The sequence below is a fragment of the Synechococcus sp. LTW-G genome (genome assembly GCF_054459035.1).
This window is the reverse complement of record NZ_JBTKYW010000001.1, coordinates 489,435-511,282: the sequence shown is the minus strand read 5'-3', so window position 1 is coordinate 511,282 and position 21,848 is coordinate 489,435. Positions and strand designations below refer to the sequence as shown.

Annotated in this window: 26 protein-coding genes; 10 read left to right on the top strand and 16 right to left on the bottom strand. The window is 56.9% G+C overall.

Annotated elements, in window-relative coordinates:
- The first annotated feature begins 96 nt into the window (after nucleotides 1–96).
- The gene (locus ACXIQ9_RS02745; protein ID WP_459015481.1) at nucleotides 97–822 is read left to right on the top strand and encodes a hypothetical protein; all 726 of its coding nucleotides are present in this window, start codon (nucleotides 97–99) and stop codon (nucleotides 820–822) included.
- Between the two features lie 2 nt (nucleotides 823–824).
- On the opposite strand, the gene ACXIQ9_RS02740 is transcribed toward ACXIQ9_RS02745, so the two are convergent.
- From ACXIQ9_RS02740 to ACXIQ9_RS02725, 4 genes are all read right to left on the bottom strand, one after another.
- A complete protein-coding gene (locus tag ACXIQ9_RS02740; RefSeq protein WP_010316132.1) occupies nucleotides 825–953 on the bottom strand; it encodes a hypothetical protein in 129 nt (42 codons plus the stop codon).
- A gap of 166 nt (nucleotides 954–1,119) precedes the next feature.
- A complete protein-coding gene (locus ACXIQ9_RS02735) occupies nucleotides 1,120–1,299 on the bottom strand; it encodes a hypothetical protein (RefSeq protein ID WP_459015478.1) in 180 nt (59 codons plus the stop codon).
- A gap of 4 nt (nucleotides 1,300–1,303) precedes the next feature.
- A complete protein-coding gene (locus ACXIQ9_RS02730; protein WP_010316135.1) occupies nucleotides 1,304–1,480 on the bottom strand; it encodes a hypothetical protein in 177 nt (58 codons plus the stop codon).
- 78 nt (nucleotides 1,481–1,558) lie between these two features.
- Complete coding sequence (locus ACXIQ9_RS02725; protein ID WP_247477668.1) at nucleotides 1,559–1,708, bottom strand: hypothetical protein; 150 nt, start codon at nucleotides 1,706–1,708, stop codon at nucleotides 1,559–1,561.
- Nucleotides 1,709–2,112: 404 nt separating this feature from the next.
- On the opposite strand from ACXIQ9_RS02725, the gene ACXIQ9_RS02720 reads away from it, so the two are divergent.
- From ACXIQ9_RS02720 to ACXIQ9_RS02705, 4 genes are all read left to right on the top strand, one after another.
- Nucleotides 2,113–2,319 (top strand): hypothetical protein, encoded by a 207-nt coding sequence (locus ACXIQ9_RS02720; protein ID WP_459015476.1) that lies wholly within the window; start codon nucleotides 2,113–2,115, stop codon nucleotides 2,317–2,319.
- A gap of 101 nt (nucleotides 2,320–2,420) precedes the next feature.
- Nucleotides 2,421–2,588: a hypothetical protein gene (locus ACXIQ9_RS02715; protein ID WP_459015474.1), complete on the top strand. Its 168-nt coding sequence runs from the start codon at nucleotides 2,421–2,423 to the stop codon at nucleotides 2,586–2,588.
- A 250-nt stretch (nucleotides 2,589–2,838) separates the two neighbouring features.
- Nucleotides 2,839–3,516 carry an alpha/beta hydrolase gene (locus ACXIQ9_RS02710; protein ID WP_459015472.1) on the top strand — a complete coding sequence of 226 codons (678 nt, stop codon included), beginning with the start codon at nucleotides 2,839–2,841 and terminating at the stop codon, nucleotides 3,514–3,516.
- A gap of 122 nt (nucleotides 3,517–3,638) precedes the next feature.
- Nucleotides 3,639–4,034, top strand: coding sequence for a hypothetical protein (locus ACXIQ9_RS02705; protein WP_296421761.1), 396 nt, complete (start codon nucleotides 3,639–3,641; stop codon nucleotides 4,032–4,034).
- A gap of 330 nt (nucleotides 4,035–4,364) precedes the next feature.
- Here ACXIQ9_RS02705 and ACXIQ9_RS02700 read toward each other — a convergent pair whose 3' ends face one another.
- Complete coding sequence (locus tag ACXIQ9_RS02700; RefSeq protein WP_010316152.1) at nucleotides 4,365–4,547, bottom strand: hypothetical protein; 183 nt, start codon at nucleotides 4,545–4,547, stop codon at nucleotides 4,365–4,367.
- Nucleotides 4,548–5,811: 1,264 nt separating this feature from the next.
- Nucleotides 5,812–6,111, bottom strand: a complete 300-nt coding sequence (locus ACXIQ9_RS02695; RefSeq protein WP_296421760.1) for a hypothetical protein — start codon at nucleotides 6,109–6,111, stop codon at nucleotides 5,812–5,814.
- A gap of 121 nt (nucleotides 6,112–6,232) precedes the next feature.
- Here ACXIQ9_RS02695 and ACXIQ9_RS02690 point away from each other — a divergent pair, with 121 nt between their 5' ends.
- Both ACXIQ9_RS02690 and ACXIQ9_RS02685 read left to right on the top strand, forming a co-directional pair.
- Nucleotides 6,233–6,484, top strand: a complete 252-nt coding sequence (locus ACXIQ9_RS02690; RefSeq protein WP_459015469.1) for a hypothetical protein — start codon at nucleotides 6,233–6,235, stop codon at nucleotides 6,482–6,484.
- 323 nt (nucleotides 6,485–6,807) lie between these two features.
- Nucleotides 6,808–8,067, top strand: a complete 1,260-nt coding sequence (locus tag ACXIQ9_RS02685; RefSeq protein ID WP_459015467.1) for a cytochrome P450 — start codon at nucleotides 6,808–6,810, stop codon at nucleotides 8,065–8,067.
- A 2,031-nt stretch (nucleotides 8,068–10,098) separates the two neighbouring features.
- Here the strand turns inward: ACXIQ9_RS02685 and ACXIQ9_RS02680 are convergent.
- On the bottom strand, nucleotides 10,099–10,365 hold the full coding sequence (locus ACXIQ9_RS02680; RefSeq protein ID WP_459015465.1) for a hypothetical protein: 267 nt from the start codon (nucleotides 10,363–10,365) through the stop codon (nucleotides 10,099–10,101).
- 194 nt (nucleotides 10,366–10,559) lie between these two features.
- Nucleotides 10,560–10,844 carry a hypothetical protein gene (locus tag ACXIQ9_RS02675; protein WP_424163198.1) on the bottom strand — a complete coding sequence of 95 codons (285 nt, stop codon included), beginning with the start codon at nucleotides 10,842–10,844 and terminating at the stop codon, nucleotides 10,560–10,562.
- 415 nt (nucleotides 10,845–11,259) lie between these two features.
- On the opposite strand from ACXIQ9_RS02675, the gene ACXIQ9_RS02670 reads away from it, so the two are divergent.
- Both ACXIQ9_RS02670 and ACXIQ9_RS02665 read left to right on the top strand, forming a co-directional pair.
- Nucleotides 11,260–11,715, top strand: coding sequence for a hypothetical protein (locus ACXIQ9_RS02670; protein ID WP_424163200.1), 456 nt, complete (start codon nucleotides 11,260–11,262; stop codon nucleotides 11,713–11,715).
- Between the two features lie 467 nt (nucleotides 11,716–12,182).
- Entirely contained in the window at nucleotides 12,183–12,554 is a 372-nt protein-coding gene (locus tag ACXIQ9_RS02665; RefSeq protein WP_459015462.1) for a hypothetical protein, read from the top strand.
- Nucleotides 12,555–12,604: 50 nt separating this feature from the next.
- On the opposite strand, the gene ACXIQ9_RS02660 is transcribed toward ACXIQ9_RS02665, so the two are convergent.
- From ACXIQ9_RS02660 to ACXIQ9_RS02625, 8 genes are all read right to left on the bottom strand, one after another.
- Entirely contained in the window at nucleotides 12,605–12,934 is a 330-nt protein-coding gene (locus ACXIQ9_RS02660; protein WP_296420861.1) for a hypothetical protein, read from the bottom strand.
- Nucleotides 12,935–12,960: 26 nt separating this feature from the next.
- Nucleotides 12,961–13,701: a fatty acid desaturase gene (locus tag ACXIQ9_RS02655; protein WP_459015460.1), complete on the bottom strand. Its 741-nt coding sequence runs from the start codon at nucleotides 13,699–13,701 to the stop codon at nucleotides 12,961–12,963.
- Nucleotides 13,698–14,651, bottom strand: a complete 954-nt coding sequence (locus tag ACXIQ9_RS02650) for an orange carotenoid-binding protein (protein ID WP_459015458.1) — start codon at nucleotides 14,649–14,651, stop codon at nucleotides 13,698–13,700. The genes ACXIQ9_RS02655 and ACXIQ9_RS02650 overlap by 4 nt, the downstream gene beginning before the upstream one ends.
- 1,248 nt (nucleotides 14,652–15,899) lie before the next feature.
- Nucleotides 15,900–17,111 (bottom strand): Hint domain-containing protein, encoded by a 1,212-nt coding sequence (locus ACXIQ9_RS02645; RefSeq protein WP_459015456.1) that lies wholly within the window; start codon nucleotides 17,109–17,111, stop codon nucleotides 15,900–15,902.
- A 633-nt stretch (nucleotides 17,112–17,744) separates the two neighbouring features.
- Nucleotides 17,745–17,927 carry a hypothetical protein gene (locus ACXIQ9_RS02640; protein WP_459015454.1) on the bottom strand — a complete coding sequence of 61 codons (183 nt, stop codon included), beginning with the start codon at nucleotides 17,925–17,927 and terminating at the stop codon, nucleotides 17,745–17,747.
- Nucleotides 17,920–18,237, bottom strand: coding sequence for a hypothetical protein (locus ACXIQ9_RS02635; RefSeq protein WP_459015452.1), 318 nt, complete (start codon nucleotides 18,235–18,237; stop codon nucleotides 17,920–17,922). Before ACXIQ9_RS02635 ends, ACXIQ9_RS02640 begins: the two co-directional genes overlap by 8 nt.
- Entirely contained in the window at nucleotides 18,237–18,632 is a 396-nt protein-coding gene (locus ACXIQ9_RS02630) for a hypothetical protein (protein WP_459015450.1), read from the bottom strand. Before ACXIQ9_RS02630 ends, ACXIQ9_RS02635 begins: the two co-directional genes overlap by 1 nt.
- A 1,115-nt stretch (nucleotides 18,633–19,747) precedes the next feature.
- On the bottom strand, nucleotides 19,748–19,930 hold the full coding sequence (locus ACXIQ9_RS02625) for a hypothetical protein (RefSeq protein ID WP_459015448.1): 183 nt from the start codon (nucleotides 19,928–19,930) through the stop codon (nucleotides 19,748–19,750).
- A gap of 389 nt (nucleotides 19,931–20,319) precedes the next feature.
- Here ACXIQ9_RS02625 and ACXIQ9_RS02620 point away from each other — a divergent pair, with 389 nt between their 5' ends.
- A complete protein-coding gene (locus ACXIQ9_RS02620; RefSeq protein ID WP_459015446.1) occupies nucleotides 20,320–21,519 on the top strand; it encodes an integrase in 1,200 nt (399 codons plus the stop codon).
- Nucleotides 21,520–21,848: the final 329 nt, after the last annotated feature.

The following is a 21,848-nucleotide window of genomic DNA, read 5'->3' as shown; positions in this document are numbered from 1 at the left end:
GAGTTGTCCTACGGGTCTCTATTTCCGTGCGGTCAGCAGTATTTCGGCAGGTGACAGGACCCGTGGCTAGAGACGAGATAGCGGCCTGGCTCATGGGTGACGACGTTCAATAAAAGCTGCAGTCGTTGGCTGCTGGCGGGCAGCTTCGCGCTGGCTTTTGCTTCTCCTGTCCAGGCTGTTCCGCGGCGCATCATCCTGCTGCGCCACGGGGAGAAGGCGAACGACTACGCCCTATGCAGCCTCGGGCAAGAGCGTTCCCTGGCGATTCGCGACACCTACCTGGGCCGAGGGGCTAGCGATCCGTCTGTGTTTGCTGGTCAGCCACCGGCGGCGTTCTTGGCAATCACCCTCCATACCTTGGAATTGGCGGCTCCCTCTGCTGCGAGTTGGGGGCTACCGATCACCGCTTATGCCGTCGTGCCGATAGAAGGCCGCGATGTGGATCTGCAAGATGAGATGAATGCCGCGACCAAACTTGCGGCGGCTGATGTCTTGAACAACCCGGCCTGGCACGACCGCACCCTGGTCATGACCTGGGAGCACCTCAACATCGCTAGCAGGCGCCTGGAAAACCAAAGCGATGGCGTGGCGGTGACATTGCGTCAACTGCTCAATCTTCAGCAGCTCTCCGGTGTTCCTGCCAAATGGGAAGGCAGCAACTACGACTACTTCTGGGTGGTCGACTTCGACCCTGGGACCTCGACTAGCCCGATTGGGTTTCAGATGCTCAAACAGACCTATAGGTCTCCCTTCGGCGGGCTTCCGCAGAACAACTGGGGCGCGCCCCTGCCCCAGGGTTATCCACCGGGCTGTCTGCGCTGAGGTCAGTGGGCGTGGATCGAATAAAGGGTGATCCCCATGGCCCGCAGGATGAAGTAGCCCGTGAATCCGACGAGATTGAGGCCGATGACAAAGGCCCAGACTCCCCAAGGCTGTTGTTTATCGAGCTTCATTCCCCTGCGGACGCTCGCTTCAGTGTGACGCGTAGCCAACAGCTCCTGCATCGCTTGGCGGGTGGGGAGTGTTGGTTGGGGGGCGGAATAGGCCCCCCGGATCGGACAACGGGGGAATGCACTCGCCCGTCTCCTCAGCGGTTATGGCCCTGGTCTTGAGCGGCTGTCAACGGGTTGTGTTGTTGATCTCGATTGCGAGTGGGTCCGGTTCCCCTTCGGTGATGGCCACCGAGCGGAAATAGATCGCGCTGGAGCGGTCACCGGCTGATTCCATCGCTCGGCGCATGGACCACCAGTACTGGAGGGTCTCCTCCTCGGTCCATTCGAGGGTTTGTTCGCTCGACATGGGGCTAACCCAGGCGGCAGCCAAGGTTGACCGTGCCTTGATCCAGCAGGCGCCCAAGCCGTAGGGCCACTGCCGCTTCACGCCGGTTGAAGGAGCCCTGGTGGGAAGCGATCCAGGACACCTCGGCTTCGGTGACCACCCCTGTGGCGATTGAGCTCAGAAAGACAGCCCCGAGAGACATGAGAGATCTGTTACGAAGTCTTTACATTCTGTCTCGCTCTGGCCGGGGCTGTGGATCGGTCTTTGCTCTCGGGGTGACTCAGTAGCTGTTTTGCTTCAGGGCGGAGAAGCGTGAGCCGGTCTCCCAGATTCCGACTGCGCTCTTGGCGCGGGCCTTGCCGGTGTTTTGAAGTTGCACAGCTGCCGCACCTGCGGCGTAGCAAGCGGCAAAGACGGCGATGAACCCCATGGCTCTCCTGCAATCGCAAGACCTTTGCTGAAGTGGATCGGTCGACTGGTTCAAGTTGAACCGTTTCCCCTGGTTGAGTATTTCTGCTTAGGGCTGGTCCGATTAGGCGCCGCCTTTGCGTGCTGTGCGCCTGCGCACGACCGCAAAGGCAGCCCAGAGGAAGAGCGCGATTAAGACGACGTCTGCAATGGGACTCATCAATTGGCCCTCGGGCTTGGTCACTTCATAGGTATCGAGATGTTGGTTGGGTTCTTGGCCGCGGAGCGGAAGTGTTGCTCATCTGGGGCTGGCTCCCCGTTCCCCGGCAGGGTGATTGCCGCTGGCTTGATCTCGAAGCTTTTCTGTCGATTGCCCCTAAATGGCTTGGAGCGACCGAGCTTGTGCTCCACCACATGCAGGGTTTCATGTTCAGGATTGAACGACTCACACCCCAGGGCTGGAGTCAGTCAGAGGAGCACGAGCAGCGGGAACTCGCCGAATTGCAGGCCATGCTCAAGAGTCAGGCCGATGGCCGCACGTATCGCGTCACCAGTCCGGAGCTGAGCACCCTCTGCGTCTTCACGCCGCAGGGCTCCCGCTGCTGGCAGTTGGATCAGCCGGCGGTTGCTTGAGCCAATGGCAATCGGCCTGAATACCCATTGCCTGAGCTGCGAAAGCATTCGACAGTGATCAGCTGATCCTTTCTTTGAGTCGTTGTTTCGACAGAGGTGAGATGGCTGCCTATTGCAAAGACAAGTTCCGCTCCTTCTGGAGGCGCTTTCAGAGCAACCTCAAGACCAACCGCTTTCCGGTTGAGTTGGGCGAGGCGGGATCGGCGCGTCGAGCAGCAGAGGTGGAGCGGATCACCAGCAAGCAGACCCCGCCGATTGACATCCGATGACGCAAGCGGCGTGCGCCTTTTGAATCGCCAGGGGTTGGCTGGCTTGATGCTTTTCTTTCGCGCGAAATATTTTCCTGGACGCGTTTGTTCTTCTCGCTACATCTTGCGGTCTTTCTGTAGCCAATTTGTCTGTTATCTGCGCCCCTTGGAGTTCAAAAATAAAGACAAAGAGTTGATCTGAGCTGCCTGGTTCTTGGGGTTTCCATATCGGGAAGGGTTCATTTGCAGAGTCCTTCTCGAGTTGCCTTCCATGTTGAAACTGATTGTTCCTCTTGCCGGTGCAAGTTGTTTGTTCTTGGGCCTCTCAGCCCAGGCCAATCCCCAGGCCCCCTTGCCTCTCTCCTCGGATGAGTCTGGAGTTGCCTATGGGGAAGCCGTTTTTATTCCTCCCCATGGCGGGCCACGGATGACGGCTCGTGCTGTCGGCTATGGCTTTGTTCGCTCCAACACCCTGCTGCCCCTGGGCGGTGCCGAGGTGATCGATAACCCCGTTCCTGAGAACCTCTCGGATCTGTCCGGCTGGTCCAGGCAACAGCTTCAGGCTGGTCTCCAGCAGGAATACAGCGTGGATGTGGCCGCTGTGGCTCGCTTCCTGTATTCCCCCAAGGGCGAGCAGTTCCTGAAGGAGAGCATTCAGGAGAACAACTACACCCCCTACTACAGCCAGCAGAACAGCCTGCAGGCCGTGCGTAGCGCCATCATTCTCGACTCAGCCGACGGCAAGCTCTCGAGCTACGGAATGATGAAGATGTTGCCCACTGACCAGCGCCTCCAGGGCTCAATGAAGGTCTGTGATGTCAACGCTCTTGAGAACAGCCAGCAGGCCACATCGCTGCTCAGCTGGTACATGAACACCCCGGCTTGCATCGCGGCTTACACCGCCGAAGCTCCCGAGCCGGTCAAGCAACCCGTGCGCGGTCTCTGGTGATCCGGGGGTGATTCTCTTCTGATCTGGGCGCCCTCTCGGGGGCGCTTTTTTCTGTGCTTGCTTCCAGGTCTGGCTTGCACCAGAGTTCGCTCATTCTTCGTTCTGTTCTGGAAGGGAAAGAGATGAAACGCTTTCTCTTGAAAGCCTTGTTGCTCCTGTCTGTTGTGCCCTGGATGCCCATCCAGGCCAGTGCACAGGGCGTTCAGCAGACCTTTGATCAGATCGAGCGCTTGCAGAAGGAGGGGCCAGCGTTTCAGCGTGCAATGAATCTGGCGCGGACAAAAGCAGTGGCACTCAACGGTGGGTTGGGTCAGTACGTGCCGGCGGCCTGCATGTTTTCGACAACGCTTGCGCGTCAGCGTTGTTTGATGCGAGCCGATGCCCTGGGTTTCGTCTTTCGGTTTTCCGGCGGCCCTCCTGGCTGGGAGATGGAAGGACGGTCTCCTGCAGTGATCACCGAGGTCTCCGTCAGTTCAGATGGCAAGGCACTTCTGAACATTCAGAACAGCGCGCAATGAGCCGCGCGCTATTGAGCATCTGCAATCCTTAATGCAGGGCTGAGTACACCAGGGCACACTTTTGAGCAGTAGCAGTCGCTACAGTTTGAAGACGTTCGTCCCCTTTGGGGATGCATGATTTGACAGCAGGGAACGGGGCTGTCATCTCGAGGCTCATGCCATGAACACTCTCGCCCTTATCCGCGCCCAGATCCTCAAGGCCAAGCGTCTTGAACAGGCTCAGTTGGCCGGTTTAAGCCGGGTTGTGGTGCCGATTTTCTGATCGTTGCCGCAAGTGCTGGATGCGCCCCTTCGGGGGCGCTTTTTTCTGGCAAGGCGTCAGTTGGCGACTCAGTCCTCGATGGGGATTGAATCCCGCTGCCGGCGGGTTGGCCCGGTGCAGGTGCGAATGCTTAGGGGATGGTCGCCAAAGGCCCGTTTGGCCAGGCTCAGGGCCACGGATTCGTTGATCGCGACCAGGTGCACCCGTTTCTCACCGTGGGGAGTTTGGGCGGTCACATCAAAACCGAGCATTGCCTGAGGCAACAGAAACCACACTCTTGATAGGCCGTTCTGGTCCTGGGTTCCAAAAGCTTTAGAAGAATTTCCGTTGTCCTTCGATCTGGCGTGGCCGGCTGACATCCATGCTGATGCCCCTTGTGCAGAGTCGGGTTGTTGTCGGTGCGGTGTTAGGTTGACCTCTGACATCACAGGCGTGCTGCTTCGGCCCTTCACTGCATGGTCGCCGCTCACATCGACTGAAATACACGGAGTAAGGCTCAGATATCGGCTTGTTGTCGCCCACAGCGACCACAGCCCGTTCATTCCAATCCCCATTGCGGGCGCGTGACGGCAGTGTTCAAGCGTCTTTTCTCCGCATTCGGGTTGTCTGGATCAAGGACAGGCTTTTTACGGCTTCATTGTTCCGAGCGGTTCCCCGCTGACTTCGGATAGAGCTTCTCGGGCCTGTTCTTGGCTGATCAACAAGGGAAGAGCGTTCTTTCTTTCTGATATCTCCGCTGTTTTCCAAGGCACCATTCGTTTTCTCGTTTCCTCCTGCGTGCCGATTGTCGTCAAAAAGTCTTTTTGCTATTGAGTTCTTCACGTGTTTGATCAGTTCATTCTGCTTCCTGTTGCCGGAGATCGGTCACTTGTATTGGATAGCAGCCATGATGACCTTTGGTCCGCGCAGGCCAAGCGTTATCAGCGGCTTGTTTTGGATCCTGAGCTCCTTCCGGCGCTCACGTCAGGGCCAGCTTTTCATGGTCCTTTAGAGGCCATCAGTTCGATAGGCAGCGATCTCTAGAGCTTTGAGCAAAGGCTCCTCTGGAGCCGTGCATCGTTTGGTGGCGTTCTGCATCCGTTCAAATGCTCATAGCCCTTTTCCTCCTTGCAGGCCATAACTGAGGTGTGCCACCTCAAGGCATAGGGAGAATCCTTCGCTTCCATGGTTCTCTTCGGGGATCATCCTGTGCAGAGGCCCCTCTTCATCCATCGCACTGGGGGGAACTGTGCTTGATTACAACGTTGATCCTTTAGATGATCAGATTATCGTCGCGATTTCTCTTGCGCAGCTGAACAGTGTCCAGCATGAGGCGTCATCTGAACTCGGCTTGCCTTGGGGATATGGCCATGAAAACTGGTGTGTTGACAGGCACCATGCTCTCTTTCAATGTACAGCTCAAGAAGCGAATCTGATGCACCGCGGTGTCAACTATCGCTCGACGAAGGGGGTATAAGCCGCACCTTGAAAAGTGATTCCATCCTCCTGCCTCCGGCCCGAGGATGGTCTTAAGGCTTAGTAGTCGTCTCCGTACTTCACTGAAGAGGTGGCATCCATCAGTTCAACCGTCGTCTGGTAACCGTTTTGAACGGTGAATTCATGTTGTGCTGCGACATCTTGCAGCGCCGCAACATCCAATTTGGGAGCGGTGATCCAGCTGAACCCTTTCCCGAAGGTGTTGTCCGGATTGACGACATACCAGTGGCATGCGGTGTCGGGGACGGACACAGAGCATTTTGTCCAGTCGTTGTCCCACTGAGGCACTTGAACGAAGGAGAGGGCCGCGAGTAATACGCCAAAGAGTCCAGTCAGCATTGCCGCCCATCCGTGTGAGCTGGACGCTATCAGGGAGTGCCGCGGGCAGAGGGTGTTGCTTGCTGCTGTCCTCGCGCTCCTGCGATGGCGGCACCAGCATGGGTGGAGTGCTCGGTCCGTCATGCTGCTCAACCCCTTTTGCCCCATTGCTGGAGCCAAGATCCTCAGTCTGAAGGCCACGGTGATTCTGTTGCTGACGCTTTTGATCAAGTCCAAGATTCGGATTGCGACCTTCTCAGGTCTGGGCGCCCTCTTGCTGCTTCTTCAGACCCTGGTCTTCTTTGCGGTCAGCGGTGGCTTGGCCGTTGCAGCCGCAGGCGCTGCCGTTTACGCCGTCCAACGACGCAAGACCTCTACGGCTGCTGCTGTGTAATTACCCCCAAATGGGGCTATCGCGATTGTGACGATCAATCCGATGATTCACTCAACCCCGAAACGGGGGGACGGAATAGCTCACCCCTGACACTTTCCGGTGGGCAGGGGGATTTTTTTTGACTTCACTGCAGCAGCCATTGAATGGACAGCGCCCTTCCGGCCTGGATGGCGCGAAACAGGAGGCTCGTCCAGAGGACAGCGCGCAGCGTCGTCGCTACCTGAAGGCGTTGACGGATCCGGCCCCTGTGTTGATGGCCCAGTCCCCTCTGTCTGACGCCGTCATCCAATCGATAAGTTGATCGCCTGCGCGCGCCTGGGCCCATGCCTGTCAAGCCCCTGCCCAACACCGGTGCGGTGAGCGGCCTGAAGGAAACCCTTGATTTCTTCGGCGATCCGAGCTTTGTCCAGCGGCGTTTTGAGACCTATGGCGATGTCTTTGCCACCAAGCTGCTGACCCAGCCCATCGTCTTCATCCGAGGCGAACGGGCGATCAACGATCTCTTTCGCCAAGGCGAGTTACTTGAGGGCTGGTGGCCTGAGAGTGTCAAACAGCTGCTAGGCAGTCGTTCCCTCGCCAACCGCAGTGGAGCGGGTCATAAGGCCCGCCGGCGTGTGGTCGGTCAGCTGTTCTCCAGTGCAGCCCTAGCCCGCTACACCCCATCGATCTCTGGCCTGGTGGATGAGCTCGCAGAGGAGCTGACCTCGGCTGGTGGCCCAGTTCCCCTGGCCGGGAGGATGCGCCGCTTCGCCTTTGCCGTGATCGCCTCCACGGTGTTGGGGCTCGATCCGGATCGCCGTGACGCCCTGTTCGCTGACTTTGAGATCTGGACCAAGGCTCTGTTCTCGATTCCCTTGGCGATACCGGGTACACCCTTTGCCAAAGCCCTGGCAGCTCGCCAGCGGTTGCTGAAGCGCATCAAAGATGTCTTGAAGGAGGGCCGCAATCAAGGTGGCCTCGATCTCCTCAGTGGTGGCCTGGATGAGGCGGGGATTCCTCTGGAGGACGACGATCTGGCGGAGCAACTACTGCTGCTGCTCTTCGCTGGTTACGAAACCACCGCGTCATCGCTGAGCTGCTTGTTTCGCGCCTTGCTGCTGCATCCGGAGGTGATGGATTGGCTGCAGAGCGATGTCATGGCCACTGGGTGGCCTGCGACCACAGCAGTGCAGTCACAAAGGCTGGATGCCACCGTGCTCGAGGTGATGCGGCAAACCCCGCCGGTGGGTGGGTTCTTTCGCCGCAGCCTGCAGGCGATTGAGCTGGCTGATGTGGCCGTGCCAGCGAACAGTGTGATCCAGGTGGCGCTCACGCCAACGGCGACCAGCAGCGGCACAGACCTGACGGAGTTCCGTCCGCAGCGCCATCTCGATGGTTCGTTTGGGCAAACACTGCTGCCCTTTGGCGGTGGCGAGAGGGTCTGCCTCGGTAAAGCCCTGGCCGAATTGGAAATTCGTTTGATGGTCGTTGGCTTGTTGCAGCAGGTTCAGCTGGAACTGGAGCCGGATCAAGATCTTTCGCTGCAGCTGGTGCCCAGTCCCATCCCACGGGGAGGCCTGATGGTGAGCGCAACAGCACGCTGACCCTCAGGTTCGAGTTGTTGGGGGCCATGTGGTGGGCCCCCGCTCGGACAGCGCTGTCTTCACCGCGCCTCCAACTCGGTTATGGCCTAGGTGGGGTTGCTGGTGCAATCCTCAGCGCCTGATCCGAGCAACTCCATAGCCAACGGCAAGGCCAACAGCACCGCTTGTGTCTGCTTCACTCATTCGTCCAACGCTCATGACAGCGGCTGCTCGGGCAATCCAGCAGCCGATGGGTTCATGAAAAGAACCAAGTCATCGCCACTTTTCCTGGCATCGGAACAGGCAGGCTGCAGATGCGAAGTTTTGGTCTCTTCTGCTATTGGATTTGTCGTTGACGTCGTGTCGAAGGTTCGAAGATTGGATTGATCTCTAGGGGGAGCAACTCCTGCATTCTGAGCTGGACTATGTCTCCACTGGTTATTCTCTCGGGTTCATATGGACGCGGCTTTTGATCATAGTGTCGAGAAACTAGCGCTACATTTAGCAGCAATGCTGCAACCAGTGTGATCAGGAATGCTGACAGGCTCTTCACCATTTCTCGGTCTCGCTTTTGGTGCCAGCGTAGTGATTGGCGAGAGATAAAGGTGAAGTAGGTCTACGCCGCATTGCATCTGCTGGTGTCTGATGCATTTGTGCTGAAGAGGCTCCCTGTACCCCCTCAAGCGCTGTTTACTGATAACTGAGGATAGCGGTGGTTCAGGTCAGGAACGCCACCTTTAGGGTCTGATGAACGAGTGCATGCTGCGAACTATCGATGCTGCATCGCACCGTGAGAGACAGCGGCAAATCGATGCTGTTGAATTTGCGATTGCGATGCACGGGCGCGAGTCTTGGACGACGGCTCATGACCAAACGGTTTTTGCCTACCTGAAGAAGCACCCACGTTGATCGCGAGGTCACTGCTCAGGCGACTCAGCAGCGGAGAGGCGGATCCCAAAAAGACGGGTGCCACCGGTCCGCCATTCTTTGCTCAGAAAAGAGGACGCCAGCTTTTGCATTCACTTCTGGTTAGCCGCTTAGTGGCTCAGGGATGTAGTTGGCTCTTTGTAGGTCTCAAGTCTTTCAGTCGACAGCAGTTCCCGTACTCGTCTACCGGGAACTCATGCAGCACATCACGGCTGTGTCCAGACACGATTCTGTAACTCCTTCCTGAAACCCAGCACCTGGCTTTTGTGGTGGTGTACGCATTCCACCAAGCATGCCGCACCACCTCGTCGATCCATATTTGCCCTGCCGCGTCAAAACGCTGAACAATGATCATTGCTCTAGCTCGCGATGAATATTGACCAGGCTTCTACAGTTTTTGCACTTCCTCAAGCATTTTAAAGACCGGCTTCGGGATCGCTACACGTTTTGCAGGGCTGGGTGCTCGTGAGCGCAATGAATGAATTGACTTTCAAGATACTCCTGTCAGTTATGTAGGTCACATTTGCTTGATTCTCATTGCCTTGCTGGGCTTTGAGTCCGCTGAACCCAGCCAGTCCAATCGCTTCTGCTGCCTCGTCCATTTGCTCTTCTGATCTCCATTTCGATCAGCAGAGACTGCATCTCTCTTCGGCTTGAAAGTGGAAGACATCTAGCGATCGAGGAGCAATGGCTACCAAAAACAGTGTGATCCCCAGGACATGGGCGGTTTGCACGACTGCGCCCCTCTGTGATTCACGAGAGCGTTCACTCGACCTTCGTCACCTCAATGTGACCAAGTTCCACAACGACGAAGCCGCATTAACTGGCTACACGCTGGACCGCTGGGATCTCCATGGAGTTCCTTGCGAGTGCTTGGAGTGCGTTGCCGACTATCAAGACCTGCTGCTGATGCAGCCAGATCAGAACAGACGACGACTGAGAGAGTCGTCCTGACCATGGACAGGGAGGAGGCCTACACCCGATTACGTGCTGGCTGGGAGGTTGACCCACATCTCCTGGAGCTAATCGAAGGTGACTACGACAGCCCTCAGCGCAAGCGATTCATTCGTGGTCAGCAGAAGCTGGTTGACTGCTCAGGACTCAAGGCGCTCCCTGACCCAAGCGCTAGTTCTTGATCCAGATCCTGGAGAGGAGCCAGGCAAAGAGGCCGCAAGGAAGGGCGAACCCAATCATTGGGACAGCCGTGGCGACTGGAGCGGACAACGCGCTCGGGAGCCAGGCGCCCAGGCTTGACTGCCAGTTACCGGTCGCTTCTGTGCAGAAGCTGGGTGCCAGGAACATCACCGGCACGAACATCGTCGAGAGCACGGAGGTGAGAACGATCTTCTGGGCATCGGTCATCGCCAGTCGTCCGCTCCCTGATGCAGCCATCCTCGCTCTGATCACCAACAGCTACTCCGATTTCAAAGGAAAATGGAGGGGCTAGAGCAACTGCGTCAGGCAACAGCTCCCGACCCACATCTCATGACCATGGGTGGAGCGATGGCATTCCCAGCTCGGACGCAGTGGGTCTGTGGTGCGCCTCCAGCTCGGTTATGGCCTAGGTGGGGCTGGGGGCGGAATCGTCAGCGCCTGATCCGACCAACTCCGTAGCCAACGGCCAGGCCAATCGCTCCGCTTGTCAGGCCGATTGCAAGGGCGCGTCGGTCTACTTCACTCATTCGCCCAACCGAGACCACTGCTACGGCACTGAGGACCAGGCCAATAACGGCAACGGCTATCGCGTCAAAGCTGCCTGCCTTCTGGTTCTTGTTGCTGGCCGTTTTGACAATCGCTTTGCGCTCCTGACCTTGTTCCTTGTCCAGTTCCCGCTGGAGATCGCGGATGTCTTTTTGAGGGTTCGTGCTCACGGGCTGCGTGGCCTGTGTGTGCTCCCAGCCTTGCGGTTCTCTGCTGAGATAGCAAGAGACTTGGAGAGTTGGCGGCTCGCGCGTGCGCCGCGTGGAACCACTCAAAGCGATCAACCTGCTAGAGCAGCAGTTGCTGACGCTCTGCACCCGTACAAGCAGCGTCGAGTTGTGACTCACCTACAAGACGTCCAAGGGTGAGCCCACCTCTGCGGAGTGGATGCTCCTGGAGGCTGAGGTTCGCAAAGCCAGACACAAGTCTTGGGAATGCATCGCATTTTCTCAGCATCCTGCGGGGCAATCGTCTCAGTGTGGCGACAGTGTTCAGTCTTTTGGTGCAGATCTGCTTTGGCTGCGGTAACCGGCGCTCAGCGTCAATTCTCACCAGTAGAACAAAAAAGGTCCTTGCAGCCTTTGCATGAACTTTCTGAAAACAGCCTTGGCCATCTCCTTGATGGCCCCGACTCCTTTGCTTGCCTCTACCTCGGCTGAGATTAAAGCCACAGGAACGATTGCGACATTCTGCAATATCAGCAACCAAGGTGGTCCAATCGCTATGCAACCGTCGGCAGCCGGTGACAGTCTGAGCGGTACTGGTTCTTATCGCTATGTAGCGAATGGCAATTCCAAGATCGTGTTGAGTGCCTTGCAGTTAAGTGCGCCTTCAGGTGCTGCTGAAGCGACTCCAAGTATTCAGCTTGCTTCGCTGGTCTCGAATAACTCTAGTAGTGCCTCAGCTTCTAGTCAGGAGTCTGGAGGTGTCATTCGTTCTGATGGCGCTATCGATACTTCCATTGTCGAGAACAACGGTGCAGGGCTTTTGACTGCTGGTGACTATGAGATCCAGGCCACGGCAACCTGTACCTCTCTCTGATTAATGATTCGAGCGATTCTTCTTCTGATCGCAGTGCTGTGGTCTGGGCATGCCAATGCCCAGACCGCTTTTCTGGATAAGCGAGAGTTCAGCGCGAAGAGTGGACGGGTCAGAGTCAAGCTTGGTGTGTCCCACGACTACAAAAAATCTGTGCGACTGACTGTGCGGCTCAAAGGTGCTGGAGTCGACGATGAGACGCCTGGATCGATTCTCACCGACTCTGTAAGGATAGTGCCAGCAAAGTTCAAAATCCCGCGGAATAAGTTTAGGAATGTCTTGCTTACCTTTGAACCCGCTATCTCGACGCGAACTCCTTACTTTGTATGTGTCATATACCAGCCAGTTGTCGAGCGCATCGATCGAAATGGTCGTGCTGGTGGTTCCATGCTCTTGGCTACGGAATCCTGCTCGCGCTTTTGGGTGGTCCCGTAAGAAGTGGTGAGCGGCTTGAGCTGGAGGATTTTTCTGTGTACGCCCCCCAGCCCAAGATTGAACTGGATCTCGACGATGGCAGTACGTGCTCTGTAACCGACCGATCCCCGGCGACTTTGGTCTTCTATGGCCGGCAACTCAACAGCTTGGCGCTCTCCAATAACACCAATAGCCTTGTTCTCTCCAATGGCAGCAATATTGGAACCCAGAGCGATCTCGGTGGCGGTGTGGCGCTAATGATCCCGCTTGGAGGAACAGGCTTTAAAAAAACGTGTTCGGGTCTGTTGAGGCTTCAGGAGGCCAGGGCCAAGATCGCCCTCGCTGAGCAATTACTTGAGTCGGGGCAGATCACTGAAGCCGAGATGAGCAAGGTTGTCTCCGGCCTGCGTGGACTATTGGGAATCTGATCTCGCCTTGGTGCGCCGGCCCAAGCCGGTCAACGCGTTCCAAGTTTTGTTCAGAACCGAGACATGGCCGAAATCTTGGCCAGCTTGTCGGCTGTGAGTCCTTCGAGCTCTTGAAGTTGCAGAAGCTCGTCTTTCACGAGGCTTGCAAAGACAAACAAGATCCCCTCCAGGCGGAAATCAAACCGGCCTTCGATGGTGTGGCGCTCGATGCTCAGAAAGTCGTGCAGCGCCCAGACCGAGCTGACATCACCCAGGTTGGAGGCCTTTGATTGCACAGAGGCCACCAATTGCATGACGGCACGGTTGTAGGCCGTCTCAAAGGCAGCTCGAGCAATGGCCTGCTCGCTATCTGTCCAGCTGTCAGTCGCCGCTTCATTCATCTGGCCTGACCACGCTGTTTCAGACGCTACCGGAGCGGTTCTGCCACTGCGAGCGACCGGTGCAGCGACCGGGCGGCCGGCAGTTCAAACCAGCTCAAGCCTGGATTGTTGTGGTGTTCACGGTGATAGCCGAAGTGGAAGCAGGTCAGCAGAGACAGCCACGGCGGTAGGTCCAGGCTGATCGGCTGGGCTCGCCGTTCTGGCTGTCGTTGACACCGATGGGGCAGGAACGTGCCGAAGACGAACAGCTGTAGGGAGCTCAACAGCAATGGGAACGTTATGAAGAGCAGAACGCGCTCGATCGCGACCGCCAGAGGCACCTCGGCTGCCGTTACGGTCAGACCCAGGGTCAGTCCCCAACCAGCCAGTAACAGCAGCATCTGCCTGGGGCTCAGATAGCGCGCCAGGAACTGGCCATACCAACTGATGGCACTGCTCTCCAGGTCGTTTGGGAAATCGGGATCCTGGAGACTCCCCGGTGCACGGTGATGGCGCTGGTGTTGCCGTAAACACCCAGCAAACGGCAAGCCCGCATAAAGCAGCAGCGCAAAAGCACCCATGGCGTTGTTCCAGCGGCGGCGTCCTGGGACAAGCAGACCATGCATGGCGTCATGGGCCACGATGAACAGCCCGGTTTGCAGCTGGGTGCGCAGAAGGACCAACACCACCAAAAGCCACAGAGGGGCTTGGGTTGTGTTGGTCTCCAGTGCCAGGGCCAGGGAGAGTCCCCAGCCCAAGATCAAGCCTCCGTTGAGCAGCAGGCTCAACGGGCGAACTTGAGCAGATCGGCCGGTGATGCGAGCAGGTCAATCGCCACGAAGTAGATCTTTCCTTCGGGGTTGAGCAGGAAGCGCCAGGCCACGTTCATACCGATGCCGGCACCGAACCAGGGGGTCTGCACTTTGCCGGTCACCTTGATCTGGGTGAACCCGTCGTTAGTGGGTTCGGCGTAGCCACGCTCAGGCAGAAGCCTGAGGTTCTGGCAGTCCTCGCGGAAGAAACGCAGGATCGCATCGGTGCCCACGATCGGCTTTTGGAACGGAGCCTGAAGAGCGCCGTCGGGCAGGAACAGCTGGATCAGGTTGTCAAAGTCGTTGGCGTTGAGCAAATCCATGTAGCTGTTCACCGTGGGGTTGATCACCCCCTCGATGAACACCTTCTTGCGCTGTTCTTCCGGAGTGGGAGGAGTAACGGGCTCCATGACCCGCTGACCTTCGCCCTTGGCTGGATCGAAGCCCATGTCCACCACGAAATTGCGCAGCAAGGTGATTTGCTGGCCCTGTTCAACACCCTTGAGGGAGTTGAGGACGGCGGCGGCGTTGGCTGAGAGCTGATAGTCCTCCGGGATCGGAGCCACCTGACCGGCAGCCATCCACTCACCGAGCTGATACCAGAAGCCCAGCTTGATATTGACCGACCAGGTCGCATAAGTCCGGCCGATCTCCGTATCGCTGCGGTTTGCCAGATCACACATCACCTGGCTCTGCTCCAGGAAGCCCATCGCCTTGATGTCGTTGAGGATGCGTTCCGCAAACTGCATCCGGGCGGCAGCGGGGGCAGCCACCGTGATCGTTGTGCCCATCTGGAGATAGGCGTACCAAATCAGGGCGAGCTGATCTTCTGCGCTCAGTAGCGCAAAGCGTGCTGTGATCGCAGGTACAACATCAGCCGAACGCGTCTCCGGGAAGATCTGGGCAGCTTTTTCAAGCGTGAACATGCCGAGCAATCCCGTTGTAAAGGAATATTTCGAACTGTAGGGAGCTGTTCGCGCTTGCTGGCTGAAGCGTTGTAACAGCTGTGCTTGTGGCGCTGTTTTGCCGCTTCCTGATCCGATGCCCCTTCCGTTTCTTGGTTGGTCAAGAAACCAGAGGTGGGACGTTCAGGATCAAGGCAGCGATCAAGCGCTCCCCAGGCATCCGCGCCCCCAACTGGACACTCGATGGCTGCGCAGAGGACTACCGCTTTTTGCTGGCCTCTGTTGGCGGTGACGAAATGCGGGAAGACAGGCGTGAGCTTCGTCAGAAGATCCTTGATCACCTCACACGGGACGACGATTGGTAGATGCCTCTGGCTCTTGCAAGTGCAGTCGGTTCGACTGACGAGGTTGTCCGTCGGCACGGCAATGTGCTGTTCGGGGAGAGCTTGATCGCTCGGCAGCGGGGGCAGCTTGAGGGAAGAGGAGCGTCCATGGCTTTGTGCACGGAACCCCTCGCGCTGTGTTTTGTCCTGCTCAAGGGGTGCGGGCTTTCCCTCTGCACCCTGATCCCCTTAGGTCGGGAAAATCCAACGGGCACATAGGTAGCCGTACCCATGGCAACGTCTACTGGCGCCGCTTCTCTTGACCCGTAACACTGCGGACAACTAGGTAAGGGAAGACATGGCCGGGGGTGGGACTCCGGCTTTTTACTGCGTGGACTATTAGCTCTTGGTGACGTGATCCCAAAGTCTTCCTGTCAATTTCCCCCAACGCCGAACGGTTGATCGAATTTGTGCGCCCACCACACCACATCAGGGTTCCGTGTACCGCATCGAAGTCCTCACACACCAGGGCTGGAGTCAGACAGAGGAGCACGAACAGCGCGAGCTTGCCGAATTGCAGGCCATGCTCAAAAGCAAGGCAGATGGACAGACCTACCGAGTCACAAGCTCGGGGTTGAGCACTCTGTGCCTCTTCACTAGGAGCGGTTCGAGCTTCTGGGACCTGGATTCAACAGCGGCAGCGTGATGGCGCGTTCGACAGATGCGCAGGCCAGTTCACCGGCGACGGTGAGTCTTGGGCCCAGCTGGGTCTGGGTTTTGGGGTCTCACTTACGGCCAAATGGTCGTAGCTGCAGCGATACGACTTCGGATCGAGGGTCTGGACAAACCTGGCTGGACAGGGTCTCTGGCGTCTCAAAACGACTGGCACAGGGCTCGGGGAGATGGTGTTGCGGCTTGTGGGCAGGTAGCCGGCAGCGCACTGAGTTCAAGCACACTGCGACTCAGAAACCTGCCAGGATCTAATGATCCGATCCTTCTTGCCTTCAGCAGATTGCACTGAACGATCAGAGTTGTAGACCAAAGACCTTACAGTTGATTCGATGTTGATAAACCTGGAAATAAATTCCATGTAGTTGTCAAAGTTTCTCCTGTTACCAGCATTTACGTATGAGCATGCCTGCGCCCCATTGGCCATAACCATAACCTCGTCTTCGAACTCAAGATGAAAGTAGTCAACTTGGAATGGGTGGTTGCTGTCAGCATCCTTGTAAATATTGATTTGATTAACCAAGAAACTTGCGTTCACAATCTTGCCGTCAACGCATATTCCATGGCAGTCCGAAACCAGCAGATCTTTCCTCGGAATATTCGCCCCCAGCGAACCAGCCTCAATGCGCACTGGGATAAAGTTTTTGTATTGATTTAAAGTGCTTAGACGGCGATGCAAAGTCCGCCTGCCGATCCATTTAATTGGCAGGTCTCCGCTGGACGTGGCGACGATATCTCCAACAGCTAATGCCTCAATGGGAAGCTCTGAGCCGTCTGACCGAGAAATTAAAGTTCCTTTTGCAAAGCAAATTGGTTCTGACGACACACCTGTTAGCGCAAAAACCCATGGATTTGCACCACCGCCTGATGTGTATTGCTGGCTATTAGGTGTACCTCCACTGCCGCCTATATATGAGGCAGGCCCAGAAGAGAAGGTGCCAAGACCCGACGATTCAATCCATGAACTCGCCAGCAAATTTGGGCTATAAGGGCTCTGAATAGTCAGTGATCCACTAGAATAACCGAACTGCGCAAATGGCTCGAAGTAAATATTATCAATGAAGATATTCCCTTGTGGCCTATAATCATCGATAAGCAAAATATTGCTGCTGTTGTCGTATACATCAAATGTGCCGTTCCAGCCTTGGCCTCCAATGATATTAAAGCTACTCTGAAAAGAGCCCTCAGGCGATGCTGGTATGCCGATAACGTTTATTTGGGAGTTCGATGAAGCACCATTATTAATCTCACTAAAGTCGGTAAGCCGAATAGACGCCCCATCGGCGAAAGAGATAACGAATGAATCCGAAGCCGATGAGAGACCGCTATAGTTTAAGTAGTATCTGTTGGCGGAATCTTTATGGAACCCAGCTGCGTCAGAGCTGATCTGAACAGTAGAGGATCCCTGGCTAACAGAAAAGCTCGACATCTACTTAGTGCGCCCAGCAGGCTTTTGACTGGCGAGGATACACGCTTTATCTTTTGGTAGCCTGAAAAGTCGCGATTCTGCATTAAGGCTGTAGCGACTGATACCGTTCAAGGATAGATTTCCTTTGTCAGCTAAGACCGGATCCATTTCAAGCATTGGATGCTGATCATGACCGAGGCAACCACTAGCAGTAGAACTAATCGGCAGTATTGCTGCCGGCTTCAAGCCCAAACATTGCATCCATCTCTCTTATGGCGCCGACGCCAGCCCGGGGGTTCGTCTGACTGAAGGCCAGCCCGGTCGCTATTTCTGATGGCTGAGCCCGACAAGCCTGTCGAGCTGGGCGACCGCGCCTACAACCGCACCCGCGTTGTTGCTGGCCAGACCTTGCCGGGCCGACTCAAGCAATAGATGCACGCACTGGCTGACCAACTCCTGTCGATGCAGGCCCGTTTCCTCGAGATCAGCACGGATTGAGGCGTAAGCCTTGGCCACCGCACGCCGGACCGTTCTTGGCGACACCCCCTCCACCTGGGTCAGTGTGGTCACGACAGCCGATGGCGATGCGCCCTGGAGGAGGAGGCTTCTGGCCGCTTCAACTCGATCCTGAACGACGGTGGGGGATGCCATCAGTCACCTCCTGCCGTTCTGCAATTCGGCATCAAGGGCGAGCAAAAGCAGTTCCCGGCCGGCAAAAAGCAAGCCGACAAAGGCCAGTGGGGTCATTGCAGCGAGGGCTTGAGGCAGTGATCCGCGAGCTTCGGCCGCTTCTGCGGTGGTGGTTAGGGCGTGGCCCAGGGCGGCGAGATCATTCATCACAGGCCACCAAAAGCTCTGCCAGTCGGGCCGCTTCCTCGTCCAGGAGAGCCTGTTCTTCCAGCTGAGAGCCGACCCGGGCCCTGATTTCGAGGCTGATGGCGGTACTGCGCTCCTCGAGTTCAGCCAGCCGGGCTGCCGCTTGGGCTCTGTACTGGGAGTGCTGGAGCAGGTTTGGCAACTCTGTCCCCCAAAAATGCTCCTGGTCAGTTGCACCCAGTTCGATGTTGCGCTCAAGAGCAGCTCGATAGATCTGGTCCGGCACCCGCAACCAGTTGGCAGTGGGGTGCATCTTGGCGATCAGTGCCATCAGATCAACCTCAAGCCGGTGGTGGGGTTGATGCCTGCATTAGAGGCGCGTTCACGATGAAGCTGGGCAGCTTGATTTGCCTGCCTGGTTTGCTCAGTGAGTGCCTGCATGCGCTCGATTACGGCTTGGCGTTCAGCACGCTCTGCAGCCTCACGGGCGTAGCTACCTGACTGAATACCTAAGTACGAAGCCAGAGCAGGATCACGCTTATTCAGCAGCCCAACCAGGGTCAGGCTCTGGCGAATGGCTTCGCTATTGACAGGTTTTCCGTATTGCCGCCGAGGAGGGATACCACCGGCTTTGACGATTCTGGCTTCGATCTGAAGGGCATCAGCTTCGATGCGCTCTGCCTCGCTGTGGGCAGCATCAACTTGCTGGTCTATTGAAAGATTCATTGTTTAGAAATCCGTTGCGGTGCGACGGTACTGAGGGTTCAGTGTTCCCTCGTAGCGGTCGGGCTCGTCATCACTCCGAGCTTGCAACTGCTCCAGACGCGCTTCTGCACGAAGTTGGTCAAGAACAGCACTACTCGCCGCAAAGGTTGGGTGGTGTGTAGTCGTCACGATCTAAATCGTCGATTACAACAACTCTAGCGAATCCGTTATTGTTTGCTTGTCGCCAGACCTGGGTTGGGAGTCGCCTCAGAGCCGGCTTAAATAGATAACTGGTCTATTCGTGGGCACCACGTTGTCTCTACAGCTAGAGCTGTGGGATCAGTGGTGACAGATTGCCAGCCCTTCGCGAAGTTGCCGGGTACAGAAGCATCTCCAACGCGGTTAAAGGTCCTGTCCTTGCAGTCGAGTTGGTAATCAAAGAATTTGCGAATTGATCTTTCGGGTTCACCGCTCACAAAGGAAGGCTCCACATAGCCATCCCGCCAGCAGCTATTCCGGTCGCACCGAACAGTTCCCGGCTTTCCCGCATTAAACCGCGCCGGCTTCGCTGGAAGAACGATTGTCGTATGACCAGTGAAACCTATGTATCGCATTGTTTTGCCACCGAGTGGCAGTCGCTTCAGGCTGGTGGACTCGTAGCTAAAAGGGCTAGGGACCGGAACCACGACTGTTTCAGCTCGAGCCGATATAGCGACTAGAACAAGCAGTGCGCCGAAAAGAAGTCTCATCCAAATGTTCCTCAAGCCGAGTAGACCCTGTCGGGCAAGGTCATGAACAGCGATAGCCTTGGCGAAGAACAGAAGATTCCGTCAGAGGATTCGCCAGCAATAAAAACCATACCGGGTCCCGCTGGAGTAGTCCGACAGGAGAGAGTAAAAGTTGCGTCTAAATGTTAATGACAGCCCGAAGCATTACTCAAATCCCGACAATCAGGGCTGAATCAATCAGTCCTTCGCAAGAAAGAAGGTCAGGGCGAAAGGGGGGATGGCTTTTGTCGGCGAAATCTCGGGGGCGGACGTCGGCGGATGTGCCTAGGAGCGCACGCACACAAAAAAGCGCCCCGCCCCCGGAGCGCTCAGATGGTGTAAGGAGGAACTGACCAAGTTCCTGCACTGTTATGGCTCCGGTTGCCTCCGCAGTGCAAGACCGGCCGGCTCATGCAGGACGGCCATCACCTTGCAGCCTGGAAAGAGATCCCGTCCAAAGGCTCTGGCCTGCTCAGCACTCTCTGCGTGGATCAACGTCCCGACGATCTCGTCCTTAGAGACCTCAACGGCCAGGTCGAACAGCTTGCCCACGGACTTCTCTCGTACACCCCGGCTTAGCCACGGACAGAGCAAACGGGAGGGTGGCTCTTGTCGGCGAAATGTCGGCGTCGGCCGTCGGCGAACGTGCCTAGGTCGAGGTGCTCATGCCTGAGACCCCTTGCGAGGCAACGCTCTTTCTCAATCGGGGCGACAGGATTCGAACCTGCGACCTAGTGCTCCCAAAGCATGTGTTCTGCCCTAGTGAGACTGTGAAATCCCTTGGCTAGAGGCCTTTTGGCGCCTTGCCTCTTCTGCGTGAGACTGCACCAAACCGCATTCGCAGCCTTGGTTTTACCCGAAGTTTCGGGTAACTTCACGCAAGTGCTCCAATGGCACCGCTTCCATGGCGGATGGCCTGACTTTTACCCGAATTACCCGAAATGCCAAAGGCGGCCGAGCAACCGGAATGGGTCAAGAGCCTCCGCAATGGCATCAAGGCCTCGGCTCCCAGTGGTTGGCTTGTTAGCAACGACCACGGACGCATCCGGCTTGAAGTCCACGACCCAGCAGTCGGGAAGAAGCAATCCGTAGGCCTGCCATACCAGTGGCATCAAGACGACTGGCCGGACGCCCTCGTCCGCATTCGGGAAATCATTGCGGCCTACAAAACCGGTGGCCTGAGCCTCAAAGCCGCCGCCGACTTCGGCCAAAAAGTCAGCAGTTATCAAGAGGACAACTGGGCGGATGCTCTGCAGCGATTCGAGGCCTACAAGGTTCCTGACCAAGTCGCCGCCAAGACCTTCTGCACCAAATACCTTCCTGTCCTGGAGCCAGCGGTGACGCTCCTCACCGGTCGCTCTGCTCCAACTGATGGCAAAGGCCTCTGCGAGGAGGTGCTGCGGCCATGGAAGGGCAAGGACACCATGCACCGACACATGTGGCAGGCGCTGACCCAATTCCTGAACTATTGCGTTGATGAACTGGATTTCAAGGCCATATGGCGGCCTCCGGCCAAGCGCATGGCCAGAGCCAAAAAGATCGACTCCACTGGCGCCAAACGCCAGAAAAAGGTCGATGGGTATCCACTGACCGATGAGCAGATTCTCCGGCTGCTCGATGCCTTGCCGGATGACGAGGCCGGTATGCGGTGGCGCTTCGCTTTCCAGCTCATGGCCGTTTATGGCCTAAGGCCTGAAGACCTTCGCTATCTCCACACAAGGAACGGAGGCGAAGAGCTTTGGAGCAACTACGAGAAGAGCAAGGGCGGCACTGCTGGTGATTGCACCGAACCACGCATGCTCCATCCGCTCATGGTCCATGACCTTGATGGTCCGCAGCAATGGAATCTCCGCCAACGTGTCCACCTGCGTGAGGCCTTGCCACCTCTTGGGGCAGATGGCCATGCGGGTGAGGCCTGCGGTACTTTCCTGCGCCGTCAAAAGGTCTGGCAGTGCCTCAAGCAGGAAGTCGCAATGGAAGGACAAAAGCTTGTGCCGTACTCATTCCGGCATCGCTACAGCTACGTGGCGCACACCAGACCGCTTGCTGACGGTGGCTACCGGACTCCAAAGCAAATTGCCGATGCCATGGGGCATGACCTGGAGACACACCTGCACAGCTACTCCCGCTTTGCAACCTGAGACTTGAAGGCGGCCTTTGACGATGACGCTGCTACTACGCCAGTCAGAGCGTCTTCAACCAGCTAGCCAGCACGTACTGCCTCAGGTGGTCAGGGACGCGTTCTGCTTCCAGCGCCGCCATCAAGCACCCGGGATGGAGTTCTGACGCCCGCTCCAGCGCATCAGAGCGATCAGCAGCCTCTACCGGCTCGATGCCAAAGGCTTCTGGACCGCTGAACAGGATATTTAGCTGCGACGGATGGGTCTGCTCAAAGCATTCCGTGGTAGCGCTACACCGACACTCCAATTCTGAGGTTGCATTTCCAGCACGACCTGAGCCATGACAGGGG